This is a genomic window from Noviherbaspirillum humi (genome assembly GCF_900188095.1).
In the GTDB taxonomy this organism is placed as follows: domain Bacteria; phylum Pseudomonadota; class Gammaproteobacteria; order Burkholderiales; family Burkholderiaceae_D; genus Noviherbaspirillum; species Noviherbaspirillum humi.
The window spans coordinates 39,400-62,860 of the sequence record NZ_FZOT01000015.1 but is presented as its reverse complement, the minus strand read 5'-3'; the positions used below and the strand labels follow the sequence as shown (position 1 = coordinate 62,860).

Here is a 23,461-nt window from a genome sequence, read left to right as displayed (position 1 = left end):
CACCAGCGCATCGGCGCTCAAAGCTGAAAAAAGCGGAGGTTTGCAGCGTTTTAACCTGAAGAAATGCGGGCATCGCCAGTGCCCTGGCGCCCGGCTGGAAAAAGGGTGCAAAGGTATAATCGATGGCATGAACGCCCCGCTGCCCCGCCCCCGCATCATCAAGCCGCTTTCCGACCAGCTGATCTCCCAGATCGCCGCCGGCGAGGTGGTCGACCGCCCTTCCGCCGTGGTCAAGGAGCTGCTGGAAAATGCGCTCGACGCCGGGGCGACGCAGATCACCATCCGTCTGGAACAGGGTGGCGTCAAGCGCATTGCGATCACCGACAACGGTTGCGGCATTCCGCCGGAACAGCTGGCGCTGGCGCTGGCGCGGCATGCGACTTCCAAGATTGCGTCCCTGGACGACCTGGAAAACGTTGGCACGCTCGGCTTCCGCGGCGAGGCGCTGGCCTCGATCGCCTCGGTGGCGCAGGTGACCATCACCTCGCGCACGGCCGATGGCGAGCATGCGTGGGAAATCAGCGGCTCGCACGAAAGCCAGCCGACCCCGTCTTCCGGACCGGTCGGCACCACCATCGACGTGCGCGAGCTGTACTTCAACACCCCGGCGCGGCGCAAGTTCCTGAAGTCGGACCAGACCGAATTCGGCCATTGCAGCGAGGCGGTGCGGCGCATCGCGCTGTCGCGTCCCGACGTCGCCTTCTCGCTGTCGCACAACGGCAAGACGGTGGACCACTGGAATGCGGGCGGCATCGACAAGCGCAGCCTGCAGATCTTCGGCGACGAGTTCGCCGAGGTGCGCCTGCCGCTCGATGAAGACAGCGGCGAGCTGCGCCTGTCCGGCTTCGTCGGCCTGCCGACGGCGGCGCGCAACCGGGCCGATTCGCAATACTTCTATGTCAACGGCCGCTTCGTGCGCGACAAGCTGCTGACGCATGCGGTGCGCATGGCTTACCAGGACGTGCTGCACGGCGACCGCTTCCCTTCCTACGTGCTGTGGCTGGACCTCGATCCGGCGCAGGTGGACGTGAACGTGCATCCCTCCAAGATCGAAGTGCGTTTCCGCGACGGCCGGGCCATTCACCAGTTCATCTTCCATGCCGTCAGTCGTGCCCTGGCGCGCACCTCGGCCACCGATGGCGGCAGCGTGCCCGGACCGCAAGCGGCAGCCACGGCCACGCCCAAGCCGCCGCAGAACACCGAGATTCTGCCCTGGCTGCGCGAGCAGCAGCAGACCAGCTTCCGCGCCGGCTTTGGCGTGGCGCAGAACACGGCGAATTACGGCGCGCTGTTCCGCGACGACGGCGCGGCGAAGCCATCTGCATCCGGCGCGCGTCCGACCACCACGTGGCAGCCAGCGCCCTTCGTTCCTGCGCCAGAAAGAGCGACGACCGGCACCGGCACGCCGGCCATGCAAACTGTGCAAAGCGAGGCAGCCGCCCCCGCCCAGGCTGCAGCGAACGCGACGGCGCGAGACACCGAAGCCGACGACTTCCCGCTCGGCTTCGCGCTGGCCCAGCTGCACGGCATCTACATCCTGGCGCAGAACCGCCACGGCCTGGTGCTGGTGGACATGCATGCGGCCCATGAACGCATCCTCTACGAACAGCTGAAGCAGGCGCTCGGCGAGGACAAGATGCCGGTGCAGCCGCTGCTGATTCCGGTGACCTTCCATGCCGACGCGGTCGAGGTGGGCACCGCGGAGGAACACGCCGAGACGCTGCACACGCTCGGCTTCGACATCGCTCCCTTGTCGCCGACCACGCTGGCGGTGCGCGCCGTTCCCGCCCTGCTGCGCGATGCCGATGCGCAGACGCTGGCGCGCGACGTGCTGCGCGACCTGCATCATTTCGGCGGCTCGCGGGTGCTGGTGGAGCGGCGCAACGAACTGCTCGGCACGCTGGCCTGCCATACGGCGGTGCGCGCCAACCGCAGCCTCACCGTCCCGGAAATGAACGCACTGCTGCGCCGGATGGAAGCCACCGAACGCGCCGACCAGTGCAACCACGGCCGCCCGACCTGGACCCAGCTCGCCCTCACCGATCTCGACCGGCTATTCCTGCGCGGCCAATAAGCTTCAGTTCAATGCCCACCCACACTTCGACTGCCCAGCCGCTGCCGGCTTTCGCCCATGCGCCCCTGATCCTGCTCGTCACCGCCTTCATGGCGCTGCAGCCGCTGTCCACCGACCTCTACCTGGCTTCCCTGCCCAGCCTCGCGTCCGGCTTCGGTGTGCCGCTGTCGACGGTGCAGCTCACGCTGTCGCTGTTCGTCATCGGCTTCGGCGGCGCCCAGCTCATCGTCGGGCCGCTGTCCGACCGCTTCGGCCGCCGCCCGGTACTGCTGGCCGGGCTCAGCCTCTATCTCGCGGCCAGCATCCTGTGCGCGCTGGCGCCCTCGATGGCGATGCTGATCTTCGCCCGCTTCCTGCAGGCGCTCGGCTGCTGCGCCGGCGTCATCATCGCCCGCGCCGTCGTGCGCGATGCCTATGCACCGCAGGACGGCGCGCGCGTCATGGCCCGCTGCAGCACCTGGCTGTCGCTCGCGCCCCTGCTCGGTCCCATCCTCGGCTCCTACCTGCAGGTAACCTTCGGCTGGCGCGCCGCCTTCGTCGCCCACACCCTGATTTCCGCCGTCGTGCTGCTGCTTACCATCCAGCGCCTGCCGGAGACGAACACGGTGAAGAATCCCCATGCCACCGATCCGCGCGGCCTGCTCGCCAGCTACCGCCTCATCCTCGGCTCGCGTGAATTCTGGCTGCATGCCCTGCCCGGCGCGTTTTCCTACGGCGCCATCTTTTGCTTCATCTCGGGCTCATCCATCGTGCTGATCCGCGTGCTGACCGTGCCCACCGCCTGGTTCGGCTTCTGCTTCGCCTTCGGCGTCTCCGGCTACCTGATCGGCACCCTGCTGTGCCGGCGCCTGCTGCCGCGCATGGGCACGCAATCCGCCTTTCGCCTTGGCACGCTGCTTTCGATGGGCGCCGGACTGCTGTTCCTCGCCAGCGTGGCCGCCGGCGTGGCGCACTGGAGCCAGGTGCTGGTCGTGATGTTTCTGATCATGAGCGCCCACGGCATCAACTTTCCGATAGCGCAGTCGGGCGCGGTCACGCCGTTTCCGCAGCAGGCCGGCACCGCCGCCGGGCTGATGGGCGCGCTCAACATGCTGGTGGCGCTGCTGGTCGGCACGGTGGTCGGCGCCACCCACAACGGCACGCTCTATCCGCTGGCCATCATCGCCTGCGTGCTCGGCATGCTGGTGTATGCCAGCCTTCAGGTCGCCACCCGTGCGCCGGAGGTGGCGCATGGCTAAAGCCAAAGCCGTGGCCATCGTCGGGCCTACTGCTTCGGGCAAGACGGCCGCCGCGCTGGCGCTGGCCGAGCGCATGCCGGTGGAAATCATTTCCATGGATTCGGCCCTGGTCTACCGCGGCATGGACATCGGCACCGCCAAGCCGACCCCGCAGGAACGGGCGGCCGCGCCGCATCACCTGATCGACATCCTCGATCCGCTCGAAGCGTATTCGGCGATGCAGTTTCGGCGCGATGCGCTGCAACTGGTGGACGAGATTCGCGCTCGCGGCCGCCTGCCGGTGATCGTCGGCGGCACCATGCTGTACTACAAGGCGCTGCGCGACGGGTTGAACGAACTGCCGGAAGCCGATGCCGCACTGCGCGCGCAGCTCGACACGGAAGCAGCCGAACATGGCGTGCCGGCGCTGCATGCGCGTCTGGCGGGCATCGATCCCGACACCGCCGCCCGCCTCAAGCCGAATGATTCCCAGCGCATCCAGCGCGCGCTGGAAATCTATCTCCTCAGCGGAAAACCGATGTCGCACTGGCTGGCGCAGCAGGCGCGCGAAACCCTGCCGTTCGACCTGCTGCCGATATCGCTGGAGCCGTCCGAGCGCAGCCGGCTGCATGAACGCATCGCCCGCCGCTTCGACGCCATGCTGGAAGCCGGCGGTCTGCTGCAGGAAGTGGAGGCGCTGCGCCAGCGCGGCGACCTGCATCCCGGCCTGCCATCGATGCGCTGCGTCGGCTACCGCCAGGCATGGGAGTATCTCGATGGCGGGTACGACCTGGCTGCGCTGCGCGAGAAAGGCATCGCCGCCACCCGGCAGCTGGCGAAGCGCCAGCTTACCTGGCTGCGGGCGATGCCGGAGCGCCTGGTGATCGATTGCCTGGCGCCGGATGCATCTGAGAGAGTGATGGCGGCGGTTCTCGAAGAACTGGGAGAAAAACCGGCGGACGTATCTTGACAGCAGCGACTTGGGCCTGCATAATTTAGGGCTCTCCTGGTGATATAGCTCAGTTGGTTAGAGCACAGCACTCATAATGCTGGGGTCGGTGGTTCAAGTCCACCTATCACCACCAGAATTCCCGCGCACAGCGGACAAAAAGCCAGCCTCCAGGTTGGCTTTTTTGCTTTGCGCGCCTGCTGACGCCGCTCGGCATGGCCTTTGGCACCTCGAAAAAGGCGGCCTGGGCGCCGATGTATAATCATCGATCGACTTTGCCGCCGAACCGGCGGCTTTCACCCTGCCGACGCGAGGAATAGATGCCGATACGGCGTTTCCTGATCATGCTTGCCTGCCTGCTGACGAGTCCGATGGCGTCGGCCGATACCGACCAGCGTCCATTCCCGGCCAATACCAAGCGCGGCCTGATGACGCCCGCGCCGTATCCGGAAATCCAGATCAACAGCGACAGACGCCAGCTCGCGCCCGGCGCCCGCATCTGGAACCAGGACAATCTGATCGAGATGCCGGCCTCGCTGCGCGGCAGCGACCTGCCGGTGCGCTATACCGAAGATTCGCACGGCGAGATCGACCGCGTGTGGATCCTCACGCCGGATGAGGCGCGGGCCAAGTAGCCGGGCAGGCAATTGGCCGTCCGGCCGGATATTTCACGAATTGAATCCCATGCAGAAAAAAGTCTTCATCAAAACCTTCGGCTGCCAGATGAACGAGTACGACTCGGACAAGATGGCCGACGTGCTGCAGGCCTCCGACGGCCTGGTCAAGGCGGACACGCCGGAGGAAGCCGATGTCATCCTGCTCAATACCTGCTCGGTGCGGGAGAAGGCGCAGGAGAAGGTGTTTTCCGACCTCGGCCGCCTGCGCGAACTGAAGGCGATCAACCCCAATCTGGTGATCGGCGTCGGCGGCTGCGTCGCCTCCCAGGAGGGCGAGGCCATCGTCAAGCGCGCGCCCTATGTCGACGTGGTGTTCGGCCCGCAGACCCTGCACCGCCTGCCCGACCTGATCCGCCGGCGCCGCGACAGCGGCCGGCCGCAGGTCGACATCAGCTTCCCCGAGATCGAGAAGTTCGACCACCTGCCGCCGGCGCGGGTGGAAGGCGCCACCGCCTTCGTCTCCATCATGGAAGGCTGCAGCAAGTACTGCAGCTATTGCGTGGTGCCCTACACCCGCGGCGAGGAAGTGTCGCGCCGCTTCGAGGACGTGCTGGCCGAAGTCGCCGGCCTGGAAGCGCAGGGCGTGAAGGAAATCACCCTGCTCGGCCAGAACGTGAATGCCTATCGCGGCCAGATGGCCGACGGCGAGATCGCCGACTTCGCCCTGCTGATCGAGTACATCGCCGAGTTCCCGGGCATCGAACGCATCCGCTTCGTCACCAGCCATCCCAAGGAATTCACCCAGCGCCTGATCGATACCTATGCCAAGGTGCCGAAGCTGGTGAACCATCTCTACCTGCCGGCCCAGCACGGCTCCGACCGGGTGCTGATGGCGATGAAGCGCGGCTACACCGCGCTCGAATACAAGTCGGTGATCCGCCGCATGCGCGAGGTGCGGCCCGACATCTGCGTGTCGAGCGACTTCATCGTCGGCTTCCCGGGCGAGACCGATGCTGACTTCGAGGCGCTGATGAAGCTGATCGAGGACGTCGGCTTCGATTCCAGCTTCAGCTTCCTGTTCAGCCCGCGTCCCGGCACGCCGGCCGCCAACCTCGAGGACGACACGCCGCACGAGGTCAAGCAGAAGCGCCTGATGCGCCTGCAGGCCACCATCGAAGCCAACGTCCGCCGCATCAGCGAGAGCATGGTCGGCACGGTGCAGCGCATCATCGTCGAAGGGCCTTCCCGCAAGAACGAGAGCGAACTTCAGGGGCGCACCGAGAACAACCGGGTGGTCAACTTCGACGGCGGCCCGAATGCCGCGCGGCTGATCGGCCAGATTCTCGATGTCAACATCGTCAAGGCCTTCCCGCATTCGCTGCGCGGCGAACTTGTTATCAAACAGTGAATCTTAGCGACTACCCGAGTCCCTTTACCGATCCCATTTTGAAGACCTCCGCCCACGCCCAGCCCCTGCAATTCCTTCCCGACCCCGTCGACAACAAGCGTCTCGCCCACCTGTGCGGACCGATGGATGAAAACCTGCGCCAGATCTCGGCGGCGCTGGATGTCACCATCTTCCGCCGCGGGGAGAAGTTCGTCATCGGCGGCGGCAATGCGCCCAAGGCGCTCGAACTGCTGGAGCAGTTCTACGAGACAGCCGACGAGCCGATCTCGGTTGAAGACATACAGCTGGCGCTGGTGGAACAGCGTGCCGGCGGCGCCCCGGCGCCGAAGGCCGCGAAGCCGGCCAAGGGCGACGAGGAAGGCGGCGCAGATGCCGGCGAGGAAGAGATTCCCGACCCGGTGCTCAAGACCCGCCGCAGCGACCTGCGCGGCCGCACGCCGCACCAGAGCCAGTACATCCGCTCGATCCTGGAGCACGACGTCAGCTTCGGCATCGGCCCGGCCGGCACCGGCAAGACCTATCTGGCCGTGGCCTGCGCGGTGGATGCCCTGGAACGCGACGCCATCAAGCGCATCGTGCTTACCCGCCCGGCGGTGGAAGCCGGCGAGCGCTTAGGCTTCCTGCCGGGGGACTTGGCGCAGAAGGTCGATCCCTACCTGCGCCCGCTCTACGACGCCCTGTACGACCTGATGGGCTTCGACCGGGTGCAGAAGATGTTCGAGAAGCAGGCGATCGAGATCGCGCCGCTGGCCTACATGCGCGGCCGCACACTGAACCATGCCTTCATCATCCTGGACGAGGCGCAGAACACCACGCCGGAGCAGATGAAGATGTTCCTCACCCGCATCGGATTCGGCAGCAAGGCGGTGGTGACCGGCGACATCACCCAGATCGACCTGCAGCGCACCCAGAAGAGCGGCCTCGTCGATGCCATGAAGATTCTCGGCAACGTGCGCGGCATTTCCTTCACCCGTTTCGACAGTTCCGACGTGGTGCGCCATCCGCTGGTGGCGCGCATCGTCGATGCCTATGATGCCGCGACCCCGCCGCGCACCGCCGTCCTCCGCAATGCCACCACCAAAAAATAAGCTCACGCTTTCCGTGCAGTATCCCGATCCGCGCCTCAAGGCTCAGGTGCCCGCCGCAGATCTCCGGCGCTGGATCAAGGCGGCGCTGTTCGCGCCGGCCGAACTTACCATCCGCTTCGTCGACGCCGAGGAAGGACAGACCCTCAACCGCGACTTCCGCGGCAAGGACTACGCCACCAATGTGCTCACCTTCGCCTACACTGAGGACGAGGACAGCGAAGTCACCCAGGCCGACATCATCCTCTGCACCGACGTGCTGCAGCGCGAGGCGCAGGAGCAGCGCAAGCCGCTGGAACACCATGCGGCGCACCTGGTGGTCCATGGCGTGCTGCATGCGCAGGGCTACGACCACGAGACCGACGAGGAAGCGGAAGAGATGGAAGGACTGGAAGTTGAAATCCTGGAAAGCTTGGGATTTCCAAATCCATACCAACATCAGGATTGAATTGACCTGCTGCAGAAGGCGGCGCAACCGCCGCCGTGCACCATGGTCCAATTGCTGTATGCTATAGACCTTCGAAACTACGGCTCACGCCATATGCAAGATCACCCTAGTGGTGTCAGACTATTTGATGCCAAACCCCAACGTTCGCTGATCGAACGTCTCACCGCCCTGATTTCCCCGGAACCCGAAAACCGGAGCGAAATTCTCGAAATCCTGCACGATGCCCACGAGCGCAGCCTGATCGACGCCGATGCCATGGCGATGATCGAGGGCGTATTCAAGGTGGCCGACCTGACCGCCGGCGACATCATGCTGCCCCGCGCCCAGATGGACGTGGTCGACATCACCCGCCCGATCAAGGAATGGCTGCCGATGCTGCTCAAGACCGGCCATTCCCGCTTCCCCGCCGTGGACGGCGACCGCGACAAGGTGGTCGGCGTGCTGCTGGCGAAGGACTTGCTGCGCTGCTACGCCGACGAATCCTTCGACCTGCGGCAGATGTTGCGCCCAGCCATCTTCATTCCGGAAACCAAGCGCCTGGATGTGCTGCTGCGCGACTTCCGCGCCAACCGCAACCACATGGCGATCGTCATCGATGAATACGGCGCCGTGTCGGGCCTGATCACCATCGAGGACGTGCTGGAGCAGATCGTCGGCGACATCGAGGATGAGTACGACCTCGACGAGCATGCCGACCACATCCTGCCGCTGCGCGACGGCAGCCCGCGCCAGCGCTGGCGGGTGCGCGGACTGACTGAGATCGCGCATTTCAACGAGGTATTCGGCAGCCAGTTGCCGAACGAGGATGTCGATACCGTCGGCGGCCTGGTGGCGCACCATCTCGGCCGCGTGCCGCAGAAAGGTGAAGCCTTCGAGATCGGCAGCCTGCGCTTCGAGGTGCTGCGCGCCGATGCCCGCCAGGTGCAGCTGCTGCTGGTGGAGAAGCTGGAAACCCAGCCACTGGTTGCATCCGGCAATTCCTGAGCGTTCCTGCCCGAAGCGTCGGCCGTTCCAACATGCGGCCGGCACCTGCTTCCAGCCGATCATCCGCAAGAATGATGGCGCCAGTCGCGCTATAGTGGGCGCTTTGCCACTTCTGCCGTCGACGGCGCCCATCGTTCCAGAGTGAAGACGCCCACCGCTTTCCTGCAAACCTCGCCGCTCGCGCCCCTGATGCTGTGCATCGCCGGCGCGCTCAACATTCTTTCCTTCGCCCCTTTCGGCGCCTGGCCGCTGCAGATCCTGACGCTCGCGCTGCTGTTCTGGATGGTGCGTCACCAGGTCGCACCGCGCCGCAGCGCGCTGCTCGGCTGGGCCTACAGCTTCGGCTGGCTGGCGGCCGGCTTCCACTGGCTGCACATCAGCATGCACGATTACGGCGGCATGCCGGCGTGGATGTCGGTGCTGGCGGTCGCACTGCTCGCAGCGGGATTGAGCGCCTATGTCGCCTTCGCCATGGCCGGCGCCACCTGGCTGGCGCGGCGCTGGACGGCGGGCCCGGCGAACCTGCTGGTCCTGCTCCTGCCGTCCCTGTGGACGCTGGCGGAGTGGGTGCGCGGCTGGCTGTTTACCGGCTTCCCCTGGGTCAGCTCCGGCTATGCGCACAGCAACAGTCCGCTGGCCGGCTATGCGGCGGTCATCGGCGTCTACGGCCTGGCCTGGGTATCGGCGCTGATCGCCGGCGGGCTGGTCGCCTTTGCCGGGGCACGGACGGCAGTAGCGCTGCCGGTGGTGCTGCTGGCCGCCGGTCCGCTGCTCAAGCTCGTCGACTGGACCCGGCCCAGCGGCCAGCCGATCAGCGTGCGCCTGGTGCAGGGCAATGTGCCGCAGGAAATGAAGTTCGCGCCGGAGCAGCTGCAGGCCACGCTGCAGTTGTATGACGATTTGATCCGCCAGCGTCCGGCCGACCTGATCGCCACGCCGGAAACCGCGCTGCCCATGCTGCTGAAGAACGTGCCCGCCGACTACCTGCCGAAGCTGGCGGAATTCGCGCGCCAATCGGGCAGCAGCATCGCCCTCGGCATCGCCGTCAACGACAGCCCGACCAATTACGCCAACAGCGTGATCGGCATCGCGCCCTTCGCCCCGCTGCCGGCCTACCGCTTCGACAAGCATCACCTGGTGCCCTTCGGCGAGTTCATTCCGCCGGGGGCGCGCTGGTTCGTCGACATGATGAACATCCCCCTCGGCGACTTCACGCCCGGCGCCGCGGTGCAGAAACCGTTCGCGGTGAAGGACCAGCGGGTGCTGCCCAACATCTGCTACGAGGACTTGTTCGGCGAGGAGATCGCCGGCCAGATCGCGCAGAGCTATTTCGCCAACCTGCCGCAGCCGACGATGATGCTCAACGTCTCCAACATCGCCTGGTTCGGCGATTCCGTGGCGCTGCCGCAGCACCTGCAGATTTCGCAGATGCGGGCACTGGAAACCGGGCGGCCGATGCTGCGCTCCACCAATACCGGCATGACGGCGGTGATCGATCCCAAGGGCCGGGTGCAGGCCCAGCTGCCGCCCTTCGTGCGCGGCGTGCTGTCGGCCTCGGTCCAGGGCCATGCCGGCATCACGCCCTATATCTACTTCGGCAACAAGCTGCCGGTGACCTTGGCGCTGCTGGCGCTGGTGTTCGCCTGCGCGATCGGTCGCCGCACCGGCGGCCAGCCTGACAACGGCGGCGCAGGCAGCCGTGAATCGCTTAAAGCCGGGCAAAAACCGCTAGAATCACAGGTTTAGCAAAAACCCACCTCTCACCATGGCCGGCACCGCCGCCGGCCAGAAATCCAACATGCTGACATTTCAACAAGTCATTCTCAAGCTCCAGGAATACTGGGACGCGCAAGGCTGCGCCCTGCTCCAGCCCTACGACATGGAAGTCGGCGCCGGCACCTCGCATACCGCCACCTTCCTGCGCGCCATCGGCCCGGAACCCTGGCGCGCCGCCTATGTGCAGCCGTCGCGCCGCCCCAAGGACGGCCGCTACGGCGAGAACCCGAATCGCATGCAGCACTACTACCAATACCAGGTGGTGCTCAAGCCGGCGCCGGAAAACATCCTCGACCTGTACCTCGGCTCGCTGCAGGCGCTCGGCCTGGACCTGAAGCAGAATGACGTGCGCTTCGTCGAGGACGACTGGGAAAACCCGACCCTCGGCGCCTGGGGACTCGGCTGGGAAGTCTGGCTCAACGGCATGGAAGTGACCCAGTTCACCTATTTCCAGCAGGTCGGCGGCCTCGACTGCAAGCCGGTGCTGGGCGAGATCACCTACGGCATCGAGCGCCTGGCGATGTATCTGCAGGGCGTGGAAAACGTCTACGACCTGGTGTGGACCGAGTGGGAGGAGAACGGCATCACCAAGCGCCTGACCTATGGCGACGTGTTCCACCAGAACGAAGTCGAGCAGTCGACCTTCAACTTCGAGCACTCCAACACCGAGTTCCTGTTCTCCCTGTTCGGCAACTACGAATCCGAAGCGAAGCGCCTGATGGAAGTGCCGCTGGCCCTGCCCGCCTACGAGATGGTACTGAAGGCTGCCCACACCTTCAATCTGCTGGATGCCCGCGGCGCCATCTCGGTGACCGAGCGCGCCGCCTACATCGGCCGCATCCGCAACCTGTCCCGCGCCGTGGCCCAGGCCTATTTCGAGTCGCGCGAGAAGCTCGGCTTCCCGATGTGCGGCGACGCGCGCCAGGCCGCCTGAGCCGGCGCACCAAGAACAACATGGCGGCTACCGCCCGATGACCTTATGAACCAGACACTGCTAGTAGAACTGCTGACCGAAGAATTGCCGCCGAAGGCGCTCGCCAAGCTGGGCGACGCCTTCGCCAGCGGCATCTTCAATGCCCTCAAGGCGCGCGACTTCGTCGAGCCGGGCTCGATCGTTACTTCCTTCGCCACGCCGCGCCGCCTGGCGGTGACCATCACCGACGTGCGCACCAGCTCGCCCGACAAGGCGATGCGGGAAAAGGTGCTGCCGGTTTCCGTGGGCCTCGACGCCAGCGGCAATCCGACGGCGCCGTTGATGAAGAAACTGGGTGCCATGGCGCAGAACATCGGCGTGGGCGAGATCAAGCTGGAACAGCTCGAACGCGCCATCGATGGCAAGGCGGAAAGCCTGTTCTACAGCTACACCGCGCCGGGTTCGGCGCTACATGCCGGCCTGCAGGCGGCGCTCGAAGAAACGATTGCCAAGCTGCCGATCCCGAAGGTGATGAGCTACCAGCGCCCGGATGGCGAGACGGTGCAGTTCGTGCGCCCGGTGCACCAGCTGATCGCGCTGCATGGCGCAGACGTGCTGCCGCTGTCGCTGCTCGGCCTGGAAGCCGGCCGCACCACGCTCGGCCACCGCTTCCTGTCCGCCGGCGAGATCACGATTGCCGGGGCGGACGACTATGCCGCCGCGCTGCAATCCCAAGGCAAGGTGATCGCGCCCTTCGCCGAACGCCGCGAGAAGATCCGCGCCGCGCTGCTGGAAAAGGCTGGCGCCGACACCGTGCTGATGCCGGAGTCGCTGCTGGATGAGGTCACCGCACTGGTCGAGTGGCCGGTGGTCTATGAATGCGCGTTCGAGGAAATCTTCCTGTCGGTGCCGCAGGAGTGCCTGATCCTGACGATGCAGACCAACCAGAAATACTTCGCCCTGACCGACGCCGCCGGCAAGCTGCGCTCGCGTTTCCTGATCGTCTCCAACCTGGAGACCACGGACCCGCGGCACATCATCGGCGGCAACGAGCGGGTAGTGCGGCCGCGCCTGTCCGACGCCAAGTTTTTCTTCGAGCAGGACAAGAAGAAGCGCCTGGAAGAGCGCCTGCTCGGCCTGGGCAATGTGGTCTACCACAACAAGCTCGGCACCCAGGCCCAGCGCACCGAGCGCCTGTGCGCGCTGGCGCGGGCCATCGCCGGCCGGACGGGCGCCGACGCGGCGCTGGCCGAGCGCGGCGCCCTGCTGGCCAAGGCCGACCTGCTGACCGACATGGTGGGCGAGTTCCCCGAGCTGCAAGGCATCATGGGCACCTACTACGCCCGCCACGACGGCGAGCCGGAGGAAGTGGCCCTGGCCATCTTCGAGCATTACCAGCCGCGCTTCGCCGGCGACGCCTTGCCGGCAACCCAGACCGGCACCGTGGTGGCGCTGGCCGACAAGCTGGAAACCCTGGTCGGCATCTGGGGCATCGGCCTGCAGCCGACCGGCGACAAGGACCCGTTCGCCCTGCGCCGCCATGCCCTCGGCGTGCTGCGCATGCTGATCGAGAAGCGCCTGCCGCTCGGTCTGTCCTTCCTGATCGACAGCGCTACCGCCCTGTTCGCCGGCAATGCCAACTTCAGGCAGCCCGGCGCCGAGCTGACCGCCTTCCTCCACGACCGCCTGCGCGGCTTGCTGCGCGAGCGCGGCTATGCGCAGAACGAGATCGAGGCGGTGGTGGCGCAGCAGCCGGATCGCCTCGACAACATCATCGAGCGCCTGGACGCGGTGCGCGCCTTCGCCGCGCTGCCGGAAGCCGAATCCCTGGCGGCGGCCAACAAGCGCATCACCAACATCCTGAAGAAAACCAGCGTTGCCGGCGACCGTGTCGACAACGGCCTGCTGCAGGAAAACGCCGAGAAGAGCCTGTTCGCGCAGATGCAGGAAGTGAAGCCGCGCGTCGATGCCGCCTTCGCTTCCGGCGACTTCGCCGGCACGCTGCAAACCCTGGCGCGGCTGCGCAACGACGTCGACGCCTTCTTCAACGACGTGATGGTGATGGCCGAGGATGAAGGTTTGCGCAACAACCGGCTGGCGCTGCTGTCCGGCCTGCACGGCATGATGAACCGCGTCGCCGACATTTCGAAGCTGGCTGCATGACATGGTGCGCAGCAAGCTGATCATCCTGGACCGCGATGGGGTCATCAACCATGACTCCGACGCGTTCATCAAGTCGACCGACGAGTGGATTCCCATCCCCGGATCGCTGGAAGCGATCGCCCGCCTGAATCAGGCCGGCTACCGGGTGGTGGTGGCCACCAACCAGTCGGGCATCGCGCGCGGGCTGTTCAGCATCCTCACCCTGAATGCCATCCACCAGAAGATGCATCTGGCGGCCAAGCTGGTCGGCGCCGACATCGACGCCGTCTTCTTCTGCCCGCATGCGGCCGATGACAACTGCGCCTGCCGCAAGCCGAAGGCAGGCATGCTGCTCGATATTGCCAAGCGCTTCGATGTCAGCCTCAAGGGCGTGCCCAACGTCGGCGATTCGCTGCGCGACCTGCAGGCCGGCTTCCTCGCCGGCTGCGCTCCCTATCTGGTCCTGACCGGCAAGGGCGAAGCCACGCAGGCCAAGGGCGGCCTGCCGCCCGGCACCAAGGTGCATGCCGACCTCGCCGCCGTGGTCGACCTGCTGCTGAAAAAGCGGGCAGAGCCCGCGCCTTCCGTCTGAGCCGCCACGCCGACCCTGTTTCCGGAGACAAGATGTCCACCCCTCTGCTTTACCTGCGCTCCTGCGTGTTCATGCTGCTGTTCGCGCTGTCCACCGCGATCTGGGCGCCGATCTGCTTCCTGTTCGCCCTGCTGCCCTACCGCCAGCACTACAACATGACGGTGTTGTGGAACCGTTTCAACATCCAGGCGGCGCGCCTGGTGTGCGGCATCCGTTACCAGATCAAGGGCGAGGAAAACCTGCCCGATGAACCCGCCATCGTGCTGTGCAAGCACCAGTCGACGTGGGAAACGCTTTTCCTTTGCTACAACCTGACCCGGCCGCTGGTCTTCGTCTACAAGAGGGAACTCAACTACGTGCCCTTCTTCGGCTGGGGCATTGCGCTGCTGCGCATGATCCCGATCAACCGCAGCAAGGGCAAGGATGCCTTCGCCCAGGTAGTGGAACTCGGCCGCCAGCGCTTGCAGGAAGGCCGCTGGCCGGTGCTGTTCCCGGAAGGCACCCGCATCCCGGTCGGCCTGAAGGGCAAGTACAAGACCGGCGGCGCGCGCCTCGCAGTGGAAGCCGGCGTGCCGGTGATCCCGATCGCGGTCAATTCCGGCGAATGCTGGCCGAAGAAACCCTTCATCAAGAAGCCCGGCCTGATCACCGTTTCCATCGGCAAGCCGATCCGGTCAGCCGGCCTGACGCCGGCCGAACTCATGCAGCAGGTGGAAAATTGGATAGAATCGGAAATGCGCGTCATCTCTTCTCCCGGCATCTACACCATCGACAACCTGCCCAACCATCTTGAAGCTGCTTCGTCAGATCCTGCCTGAACCCCAACAGCTTGCACTCGGGCTGGACTTCGCGCCCTCCGAGGGCAACCCGCAGCGCCCGGTGGACAGGCCGGCTCCGAAGCATGAGACGCCGCGCTCCGTCTCGCCCGGGACGCCGACACTCTTCCCTGGTCCGACGCCCGGCACGACTGCCTCGAGCACGCCGCGCCGCCGCATCCATGTCGGCAGCCATATCCTCGAATACCGGCTGCTGCGCTCCAAGCGCCGTTCAATCGGCTTCCTCATCGACGACGACGGCTTGCGCATCACCGCCCCGCGCTGGGTGACGATCGCCGAGATCGAAGGCGCCATCCAAGAAAAGCAGCGCTGGATCTTCGCCAAGCTGACCGAGCGGCGCGAGCGATCCGCGCGCCGGCTGCAGGCGCCGATGGTCTGGCAGGACGGCGCCAAGCTGCCCTATCTCGGCGGCGACATCGTGCTGCAGGTGATACCGGCTTTGGGCACCGGCATCGCCTTCGATGCGGAAGCGGCACGCCTGACGGTCTGCCTGCCGCCGGAAGCGGGCGAGCAGCAGCTGAAGGATAGGGTGCAGGGCTGGCTGCAATCGGAAGCCAAGCGCATCTTTGCCGAACGCCTGCCGGTGTATGCGGAAAAGCTGGGCGTGACCTATCGCCAGTTCGCGCTGTCCTCGGCCGCGACCCAGTGGGGTTCCTGCACCTCGGATGGCCGCATCCGGCTGAACTGGCGCCTGATCCATTTCGCCCCGCCGCTGATCGACTACGTCATCGCGCACGAGCTGTCGCACCTGCGCGAGATGAACCACAGCCCGCGCTTCTGGGCCACGGTGCAATCAGTGTTTCCCGAATTCGCTGCCGCCAAGCGAGCGCTGCGCGACCACAGCCCGGAAGCGCTGCCACTTTTTTAAGCACACAGGAGAACCACATGCGCATCCTCCACACCATGCTGCGAGTCGGCGACCTGCAGCGTTCCATCGATTTCTACACCCGCGTCATGGGCATGAAGCTGCTGCGCACCACCGACCGCCCGGAGCAGAAGTATTCGCTTGCGTTCGTCGGCTACGGCACCAACCCGGACCATGCGGAACTGGAGCTGACCTACAACTACGGCGTGGACAAGTACGACCTCGGCAGCGCCTATGGCCACATCGCCATCGCGGTGGAAGATGCCTACCGGACCTGCAAGCAGGTGAAGGCGCTGGGCGGAAAGGTGACGCGAGAAGCTGGCCCGGTGAAGGGCGGCTCGACGGTGATCGCCTTCATCGAGGATCCGGATGGGTATAAGGTGGAGTTGATTCAGCGGGGAGCGTAGAGGGGGGCGCAGCGAGGGTTTCGCAGAGCACTGCTCTGCGCTCGCGAAGCCGGTCAGGCTTGCAAGCCTGACCGTGGGGTGGTTCAAAGTCTGGCTACCTATCCTTTCCCTTGAATACGCGAAGCCGGTCAGGCTTGCAAGCCCGACCGTAGGGTGGTTCATAGTCTGGCTACCTATCCTTTCCCTTGAATACGCGCAGCCGGTCGGGCTTGCATTCCTGACCGTGAGGGGTGAGGTTGAACCACAAAGGATGCTCCCTCTCCATCAGGGGGAGGGTTGGGGGCGCAGCAGGGAATTCGGACAGCATGCCGTCCGCCTGCGAAGTCGTCATCGCTTGCAAGCAATGACGTGGGTGAGGGTGGGTTTCTTCTGCTTATAAAGAACTTCCCTTAAGGGCGAGAGAACCCCTTCCACGACCCACGCCAGCGCGGAACGGTGCTCCGCGAAACCCCACCCACAGCAGCGCTTGCAAGCGCTGCTGGCTCCGCAGGCGCGGAGCAGTGCTCCGCGAATTCCCTGCTACGCCCTATTTGCCAGCGCCACGAACTGTTCCATCGGCACCGCTTCCGGACGCGCCTGCGGGTCGACGCCGGCATCGATCAGATCATTCTCGGTGAACATCCCGGCAACGCAATTGCGCAGCACCTTGCGCCGCTGCGAGAAAGCCTTGGTGACCACCTGCTCCAGCTTGGCGGCATCGCAGGGAAGCGGCTGCGGCAGCGGGATCATGCGCACGATGGCCGAATCCACCTGCGGCGGCGGGTCGAAGGCCGTGGGCGGAACCACGAACAGCAGTTCCATGTGATAGCGCCACTGCAGCATCACCGACAGCCGGCCGAAGGCCTTGGTGCCCGGCTCCGCCACCATCCGCTCCACCACTTCCTTCTGCAGCATGAAATGCTGGTCGTGCACCTGCGGCGCCATCTCCGCCAGATGAAACAGCAGCGGACTGGAAATGTTGTAGGGCAGGTTGCCCACCACCCGCAGCTTCCTGCCCTCGGACACCGGCAGGGAAGCAAAATCGAATTGCAGCGCGTCGCCTTCATGCACCACCAGGCGGTCGGCCGGATAGTCGCGCTTCAGGCGCGCCACCAGGTCGCGGTCCAGCTCCACCACGTGCAGCTGGCGCAGCGATTGCAGCAGCAGCGAGGTCATGGCGCCGAGGCCGGGGCCGATCTCGACCATGGCGTCTTCCGGCCGGGGATCGATGGCGCGGATGATGTCGTGCAGCACCGATTGATCGGTCAGGAAGTTCTGGCCGAAGCGCTTGCGGGGAATGTGTTTCATGCGGATGCTTTCGATGCCGCCATGCGCGCGGCCACGGCGAGGGCTTCCTTCATGCTGCCATGGTCGGCATGGCCGAGGCCCTTTGCTGCCAGGTCGAGCGCGGTGCCGTGGTCGACCGAGGTGCGGATGATGGGCAGGCCCAAGGTGATATTGACGCCGCGGCCGAAGCTGGCGTGCTTGAGCACCGGCAGCCCCTGGTCGTGGTACATGGCCAGCACGCAGTCTGCGCCTTCCAGATGGCGCGGCTGGAACAGGGTGTCGGCCGGATAGGGACCGATAGCGTCGATGCCCCGCGCCTGCGCCGATTGCAGCGCCGGCGCGATGACATCGATCTCCTCGCGGCCGAGATAGCCGTTCTCGCCGGCATGCGGATTGAGGCCGGTCACCAGGATGCGCGGCCTGGCGATGCCGAACTTGGCCTTCAGGTCCCGGTGCACGATGTCCAGCGTGGTCGACAGGCTGTCGAAGGTGATGGCCGCCGGCACGTCCTTCAGGGCGAGATGGGTGGTGGCCAGCGCCACCCGCAGCAGCGGCGTGCCGCCGGCGAGCATCATCACCACCTGCGGCGTGGCGGTTTTCTCCGCCAGGTATTCTGTATGGCCGGTGAAGGGCACGCCGGCATCGTTGATAGTGCTTTTCTGGAGCGGCGCGGTGACGATGGCTTCGAACAGGCCGTCCCGGGCGCCCGCGATGGCCACATCCAGCGTCTGCAGCACCGCGCCGCCGTTGCGGGCATCGAGTTGGCCCGGCTGCGCCGGCACCGCCAGCGGACAGTCGATCACCGTCAGACGCTCCGGGCTGCGCTGAGGCAGTCCGTTGTTGCGAACCGCCTGCCAGGACAAGGCCGACAACCGGATATCGGGCGAGATGTCCTCGGCCAGCATGGACAGCAGGGCGGCGTCGCCGAGCAGCACGCCGTCGATCTCGGCGCGCAGCTCCCAGGCGGCGCGCAGCGAGATTTCGGGGCCGATGCCGGCCGGTTCGCCGCAGGTGATGGCAATGACGGGCCGCTTGCCGGTGCTCATGATGAAATCCTTACGATCCGCTGCTCTCGGCGTTCTCGAAGCGATATTCGACATAGGCGCGGTCGCGCAGCTGGCGCAGCCAATCCTGGGTCGCCTCTTCCAGCTTGCGTTCGCGGATGGCCTGGCGGGCGATCAGCCGCTGCCGCTCCTGCGACACGTCGTCGCGCTTGCGCTCGATCACCTGGATCAGGTGATAGCCGAAGGGCGATTCGATAGGCTCGCTCACCTGCCCCGGCTGCAGCCCGTCCATGGCGCGCTCGAACTCGGGCACGGTATCGCCCGGGTAGATCCAGCCGAGGTCGCCGCCGCGCGAGGCGGAGAGGTCGTTCGAATACAGCTTGGCCAGGTCCTCGAACTTGGCGGCGTTGTTGTCGAGGCGCTGCTTCAGCTCGGCCAGCTTGCGGCGGGCATCGGCGGCGCTGACGATCTGGTTGGTCTTGATGAGGATGTGGCGCGCATGGGTCTGCTGCACCGCGTTCGGGCCGGCCGCACCGCCCTTCACGACGCTCGGCTGGCGCTTGCCGACCAGCTTGACGATGTGGAAGCCGTTGGCGCTCTTGACGATCTGCGACGCCTCGCCTTCCTTCAGGCCGGAGACGGCATCCAGGAAAAGCTGCGGCAGACGGTCCTGGCTGCGCCAGCCGAGGTCGCCGCCGCTGAGCGCATCGCTGGCGTCGGAATAGGTGGCGGCCAACTTGGCGAAATCGCCGCCGGAGCGGATCTGGCGCTGAATCTCCTCGGCGCGCTGGCGGCGGGCGGCGATCTGCTCGGCCGAGGCGTTTTCCGGGACGCGAACCAGGATCTGAGCCAGGTTCAGCTCCTGCTGCGCACCGCCGGCGCCCTTCTCGGCGGCGAGGTAGTTGTCGACTTCCGACTCCGAAATCTGGATCTTGTTGTCGACTTCCCGCTCGCGCAGGCGCTGCATGATGATTTCCTCGCGGATCTCTTCGCGGAAGCGCGGATAGGTGATGCCTTCGCGCTCGAGCTGGTTGCGGAACTCCTGCAGCGACATGCGGTTCTGCTCGGCGATGCGGCTGACGGCGCGGTCCAGCATGGTGTCGTCGACGCGGATGCCGACTTCCTTGGCCAGCTGCAGCTGCGCCTTGTCGACGATCATGCGCTCCAGCAGCTGGCGCTGGAATTCGGCCGGCGGCGGCAGCGACACGCCCTGCCCGCGCATGCGGCGCTCGACCATGCGGGCGCGGTCCATCAGCTCATTGCGGGTGATGACATCGTTGTTGACCACGGCGATGATCGCATCGGCCAGCTGAATCCGCGGCTGGGGTGCCGGCTGCGCCGGCGCGGCCTGGACGGCGGCCGGCGGATTGACCGGCAGGCCCGGCTGCGATGGCGCGCGGAACTGGGCCAGGGCCGGCGCCGACAGCGCGGCGCCGAAGGCCAGCAGCACTGCAGCCATGCCGGTGCGCCGGCGCGAAATGGAAGACGTGAAACGAGTGTTCATGGATGACAGGCTTCTCAAGGATTGGGACGGGGTTGGTTCACCATCTGGTAGCCGGGCACGGCGGCGCGCAGGGCATCCAGCGGATTGGAGCCGAGGCGGGTCAGGCCCGTCAGTTCGAGCTGGAAATAGATGGCCGAGGTAGATTGCTGAGTCGCGGTCGGGATGCGCTGGCCGACCAGGCGGAACACCCAGCAGTCGGCCTTGTATTCGATGCCGCCCAGGCTTTCGGCGATGCGCTTGTCCGGCAGCGAATAGTTGACCCGCGCCACGCCATACCAGCGGCGCGAGATCGGCCACTGGCCGGAGACTTCCACCTGCTCCAGGTTGTTCGGCAGGTCGCGCCGGTAGCGCAGGTTCAGCACCTTGCCCGGCTCCGGCTGCCACTGGCCGAACAGGCTGGCCCGGCGCAGCTTATGCAGCGACTGGCTGTACTGGGTATTGCCCTCGAAGCTGAGACTGCGGGACAACTGGGTATAGGCCGACAGCAGCAGGTCGGAGCGGCTTTCGGTTGCCGTCGACGTGAGCGACACCCGCTGGTCGGTGAAATAGTAGCGCTGGCCGATGGCGAAGCGGGCACGCAGCGCGCCGCTCGGCTCCAGGAAGCGCGATACCAGCGCGGCCGTCAGCTGGTTGGAGTTGCTGATGCGGTCATTGCCGATGAAGCGGTTCTCGCTGAACAGCTGGCCGAAGCTGAGATCGGCCTCGGCAGTGTCGAACAGCGGGAAGGCGCTCTGGTCGCGGTACGGCGCGTAGACGTAGAACAGGCGCGGTTCCAGCGTCTGCGTCGTCGGCAGGTTGAAGAAGCGGGCATCGCGCTCGAACACCATGCCGCTGTCGACCGAGAAGATCGGCACGGTGCGCGACAACGTGGTGCTGGCGCCCGGCGCCGTGTTCTCCAGCTGGTAGCGGGTGGCATGCACCTGCACCTTCGGGATGACGAAGAAGGCCTGGTTGATGATCGGATAGGCAAGCCGCGGGTTGATCACCATGCGGTTTCCGCGCACCAGGTCGGCATGCCAGAAGCGGGTCAGTTCCGCATCGGCATTCCAGTCGAAGCCGTTGACGTCCTGCTGACCGCTGAGAAAGGTCAGCTGCGGCAAGCGGGCGTAAGGCTTGGTGATCGGCGCGGCCGGATCCTGCAGCACCTGGTAATTGGACAGGCGGGCGGTGCTGCTCCAGAAGCTGCCGGCGTAGTTCAGGTTGATGTCGCGCGCCAGCAGACGCTGGGTGGTATTGGTGAGATTGCGCGTGAAGTCGGACATGTAGTTGTCGTCCGACGCGAAATTCAGGTTCCAGTTGGCGAACAGGCCCGGCGCAAGGGTCTGGTTATGCAACGACGACAGCAGGTAGCGATCGCTGTTGGTCAGGCGGTCGTGCGGCAGGTATTCGGCGCGGGTGATGCCGTTGTAAGTCTCGCCGAGGTAGCGGGCTTCGGCGCCAAGCTGCAAGCCGCGCCGCGCGATGAGGCGCGGATAGAGGGTCAGGTCGCGGTTGGGCGCGATGTTGAGGTAATACGGCGTGGTGATGTCGAGGCCGCCCTTGCTGTTGGAGCCGATGGTGGGCGGCAGCAGGCCGGACTTGCGCGCATCCGACAGCGGGAACGAGATCGCCGGCGCGCCGAGAATGGGCACGCCCTTGAAGTACACCAGGGAGCGGTAGGCGGTGCCGACATCGCGTCCGGTATCGAGCTTCATGATGCCGGACTTCAAATACCAGTCCGGATCCGGCCCTTCGCAGGTACTGTAGGAACTATCGGTAATGGTGGCTTCCTCGCGCGACTCGAAATCGACGCGGTCCGCCCTGCCCTGCGCATTGTTCTTGCCCAGGTGATAAGTGGGATGGGTGATGAAGCCTTCGCCGGTATCGATCTTCAGGCGCATGTCGTCGCCGGTATAGCTGTCGGCATTGCGGCGCAGGCGAATGTTGCCGCTGGCTTCCACCTCATCCTCCAGCACCCGGTAGGTAGCCCGGTCGGAGGTCACGGTGGTGGGACCGCGGATGATTTCCACGTCACGCTCCAGGAATACCTCGCGGTCGGGCCGGCCTGTCATTTCCTCGGCGCTCACGGTGGCCGGGCCATTGGGATCATCCGCCGGCGCGGCGGCATTTTGTTGCGCAAAGCCCATGCCCGGCACGACGCCAGCGGCAATCAGGGCAGTCAGCACACGGAGCAGGCGAAGCGGTTGGGGACGAGCTCGAAACCGGGTCATGAGCAGGAAAGGGGCAGGCGCATTTTTGAGATGAATCCCTTATTATATGGGAACTTACCGCCCTCAATTGCCGAATCAGCCTGTTTCATGTCTTCAAATCAATCCCCTGCAGCGCCTTCCGATGTTCGTCTCGATGCCCTGAAAACCTGGCTTGCCGCCCTGCCCGGAGCGCCGGCCCGCGTCGAATCGATCCGGCCGGCGTCGGCCGACGCCAGCTTCCGCCGCTATTTCCGTGCCGATGCGGTCGATGGCCAGGGCAGCCTCATCATCATGGACGCGCCGCCGCCGCAGGAGGATGTGCGGCCCTTCATCCATGTGGCGGAGCTGTTCGGCGAGACCGGCGTCTCGGTGCCGAAGATCCTGGCCCAGGACGTGGACAACGGCTTCCTGCTGCTGAGCGATCTTGGCAACACCACCTACCTGAACCAGCTGTCGCCGGACACCGCGCATGCGCTCTACATCAGCGCCATCGAGGCGCTGGTGCTGATCCAGGCGCAGAGCAAGCCGGGCCAGCTGCCCGAGTACGACCGCGCCCTGCTGCTGCGCGAGCTGATGCTGTTTCCGGAATGGTATGTCGGCAAGCATCTCGGCGTCGAGATGACGGCGACCCAGACCGAGCAGCTGAACAAGGTGTTCGATGTCCTGCTTGCCAACAACCTCGCCCAGCCGCAGGTCTACGTGCACCGCGACTACCATTCGCGCAACCTGATGGTGCTGTCGCAGGGCAATCCCGGCATCCTCGATTTCCAGGATGCGGTCTACGGCCCCATTACCTACGACCTCGTTTCGCTGCTGCGCGACGCCTATGTGCAATGGGACGAGGAACTGGTGCTGGACTGGGCCATCCGCTACTGGGAACGCGCCAAGCGCGCCGGCCTGCCGGTGAACCCGGACATCGACGCCTTTTACCGCGACTTCGAATTCATGGGCCTGCAGCGCCACCTGAAGGTGCTCGGCATCTTCGCCCGCCTCTATCACCGCGACGGCAAGGACGGCTACCTCAAGGACCTGCCGCTGGTGATGGAATACACTCGCAAGACCGCCGGCCGCTACAAGGAACTGGCGCCGCTGGTGCGCCTGCTCGACGACTTCGAGGCCCGCGGCCCCCAGGTCGGCTACACCTTCTGATGCGCCCGTCCCTCAGGCACCGCCCTTACCGCAGGA

At 65.7% G+C, this 23,461-nt stretch carries 20 protein-coding genes and 1 tRNA gene; 17 read left to right on the top strand and 4 right to left on the bottom strand.

The window, feature by feature from the left end:
- Positions 1 to 127 precede the first annotated feature (127 nt).
- The 16 genes from mutL (at position 128) to gloA (ending at position 16,313) form a co-directional block, all read left to right on the top strand.
- A complete protein-coding gene (gene mutL, locus CHB88_RS18395) occupies positions 128 to 2,074 on the top strand; it encodes a DNA mismatch repair endonuclease MutL (protein WP_089400812.1) in 1,947 nt (648 codons plus the stop codon).
- 11 nt (positions 2,075 to 2,085) lie between these two features.
- The gene (locus CHB88_RS18390; RefSeq protein ID WP_089400811.1) at positions 2,086 to 3,312 is read left to right on the top strand and encodes a multidrug effflux MFS transporter; all 1,227 of its coding nucleotides are present in this window, start codon (positions 2,086 to 2,088) and stop codon (positions 3,310 to 3,312) included.
- Positions 3,305 to 4,261, top strand: coding sequence for a tRNA (adenosine(37)-N6)-dimethylallyltransferase MiaA (miaA, locus tag CHB88_RS18385; protein ID WP_089400810.1), 957 nt, complete (start codon positions 3,305 to 3,307; stop codon positions 4,259 to 4,261). The genes CHB88_RS18390 and miaA overlap by 8 nt, the downstream gene beginning before the upstream one ends.
- 38 nt (positions 4,262 to 4,299) lie before the next feature.
- Positions 4,300 to 4,376, top strand: a tRNA-Met gene (locus CHB88_RS18380).
- A 184-nt stretch (positions 4,377 to 4,560) separates the two neighbouring features.
- Positions 4,561 to 4,875, top strand: coding sequence for a hypothetical protein (locus CHB88_RS18375; RefSeq protein WP_089400809.1), 315 nt, complete (start codon positions 4,561 to 4,563; stop codon positions 4,873 to 4,875).
- A gap of 49 nt (positions 4,876 to 4,924) precedes the next feature.
- The gene (gene miaB / locus CHB88_RS18370; RefSeq protein WP_089400808.1) at positions 4,925 to 6,265 is read left to right on the top strand and encodes a tRNA (N6-isopentenyl adenosine(37)-C2)-methylthiotransferase MiaB; all 1,341 of its coding nucleotides are present in this window, start codon (positions 4,925 to 4,927) and stop codon (positions 6,263 to 6,265) included.
- Between the two features lie 38 nt (positions 6,266 to 6,303).
- Positions 6,304 to 7,353 (top strand): PhoH family protein, encoded by a 1,050-nt coding sequence (locus CHB88_RS18365; protein WP_245845068.1) that lies wholly within the window; start codon positions 6,304 to 6,306, stop codon positions 7,351 to 7,353.
- On the top strand, positions 7,334 to 7,798 hold the full coding sequence (gene ybeY, locus CHB88_RS18360) for an rRNA maturation RNase YbeY (RefSeq protein ID WP_089400807.1): 465 nt from the start codon (positions 7,334 to 7,336) through the stop codon (positions 7,796 to 7,798). The genes CHB88_RS18365 and ybeY overlap by 20 nt, the downstream gene beginning before the upstream one ends.
- Positions 7,799 to 7,891: 93 nt before the next feature.
- Complete coding sequence (locus CHB88_RS18355; RefSeq protein WP_089400806.1) at positions 7,892 to 8,782, top strand: CorC family transporter; 891 nt, start codon at positions 7,892 to 7,894, stop codon at positions 8,780 to 8,782.
- A 189-nt stretch (positions 8,783 to 8,971) separates the two neighbouring features.
- Complete coding sequence (gene lnt / locus CHB88_RS18350) at positions 8,972 to 10,528, top strand: apolipoprotein N-acyltransferase (RefSeq protein ID WP_089400889.1); 1,557 nt, start codon at positions 8,972 to 8,974, stop codon at positions 10,526 to 10,528.
- Between the two features lie 52 nt (positions 10,529 to 10,580).
- The gene (glyQ, locus tag CHB88_RS18345) at positions 10,581 to 11,492 is read left to right on the top strand and encodes a glycine--tRNA ligase subunit alpha (protein WP_089400888.1); all 912 of its coding nucleotides are present in this window, start codon (positions 10,581 to 10,583) and stop codon (positions 11,490 to 11,492) included.
- Positions 11,493 to 11,537: 45 nt separating this feature from the next.
- Positions 11,538 to 13,634, top strand: coding sequence for a glycine--tRNA ligase subunit beta (glyS, locus tag CHB88_RS18340; protein WP_089400805.1), 2,097 nt, complete (start codon positions 11,538 to 11,540; stop codon positions 13,632 to 13,634).
- 1 nt (position 13,635) lies between these two features.
- Positions 13,636 to 14,205 (top strand): D-glycero-beta-D-manno-heptose 1,7-bisphosphate 7-phosphatase, encoded by a 570-nt coding sequence (gene gmhB, locus CHB88_RS18335; RefSeq protein WP_089400804.1) that lies wholly within the window; start codon positions 13,636 to 13,638, stop codon positions 14,203 to 14,205.
- A gap of 32 nt (positions 14,206 to 14,237) precedes the next feature.
- The gene (locus CHB88_RS18330; protein WP_089400803.1) at positions 14,238 to 15,023 is read left to right on the top strand and encodes a lysophospholipid acyltransferase family protein; all 786 of its coding nucleotides are present in this window, start codon (positions 14,238 to 14,240) and stop codon (positions 15,021 to 15,023) included.
- Positions 14,995 to 15,909 carry a M48 family metallopeptidase gene (locus CHB88_RS18325; protein ID WP_089400802.1) on the top strand — a complete coding sequence of 305 codons (915 nt, stop codon included), beginning with the start codon at positions 14,995 to 14,997 and terminating at the stop codon, positions 15,907 to 15,909. The genes CHB88_RS18330 and CHB88_RS18325 overlap by 29 nt, the downstream gene beginning before the upstream one ends.
- A 17-nt stretch (positions 15,910 to 15,926) precedes the next feature.
- Positions 15,927 to 16,313 (top strand): lactoylglutathione lyase, encoded by a 387-nt coding sequence (gene gloA / locus CHB88_RS18320; protein WP_089400801.1) that lies wholly within the window; start codon positions 15,927 to 15,929, stop codon positions 16,311 to 16,313.
- 519 nt (positions 16,314 to 16,832) lie between these two features.
- On the opposite strand, the gene rsmA is transcribed toward gloA, so the two are convergent.
- The 4 genes from rsmA to CHB88_RS18300 are packed head-to-tail and all read right to left on the bottom strand — an operon-like array spanning position 16,833 to position 22,252.
- Positions 16,833 to 17,600, bottom strand: a complete 768-nt coding sequence (gene rsmA / locus CHB88_RS18315; RefSeq protein WP_089400800.1) for a 16S rRNA (adenine(1518)-N(6)/adenine(1519)-N(6))-dimethyltransferase RsmA — start codon at positions 17,598 to 17,600, stop codon at positions 16,833 to 16,835.
- Positions 17,597 to 18,625, bottom strand: a complete 1,029-nt coding sequence (gene pdxA, locus CHB88_RS18310; RefSeq protein WP_245845066.1) for a 4-hydroxythreonine-4-phosphate dehydrogenase PdxA — start codon at positions 18,623 to 18,625, stop codon at positions 17,597 to 17,599. Before pdxA ends, rsmA begins: the two co-directional genes overlap by 4 nt.
- Before the next feature lie 10 nt (positions 18,626 to 18,635).
- A complete protein-coding gene (locus CHB88_RS18305; RefSeq protein WP_245845064.1) occupies positions 18,636 to 20,087 on the bottom strand; it encodes a peptidylprolyl isomerase in 1,452 nt (483 codons plus the stop codon).
- A 14-nt stretch (positions 20,088 to 20,101) separates the two neighbouring features.
- Positions 20,102 to 22,252 (bottom strand): LPS-assembly protein LptD, encoded by a 2,151-nt coding sequence (locus CHB88_RS18300; RefSeq protein WP_245845061.1) that lies wholly within the window; start codon positions 22,250 to 22,252, stop codon positions 20,102 to 20,104.
- Positions 22,253 to 22,384: 132 nt separating this feature from the next.
- Between CHB88_RS18300 and CHB88_RS18295 the strand changes: the two genes are divergently transcribed.
- Entirely contained in the window at positions 22,385 to 23,425 is a 1,041-nt protein-coding gene (locus CHB88_RS18295; RefSeq protein WP_089400797.1) for an aminoglycoside phosphotransferase family protein, read from the top strand.
- Positions 23,426 to 23,461: the final 36 nt, after the last annotated feature.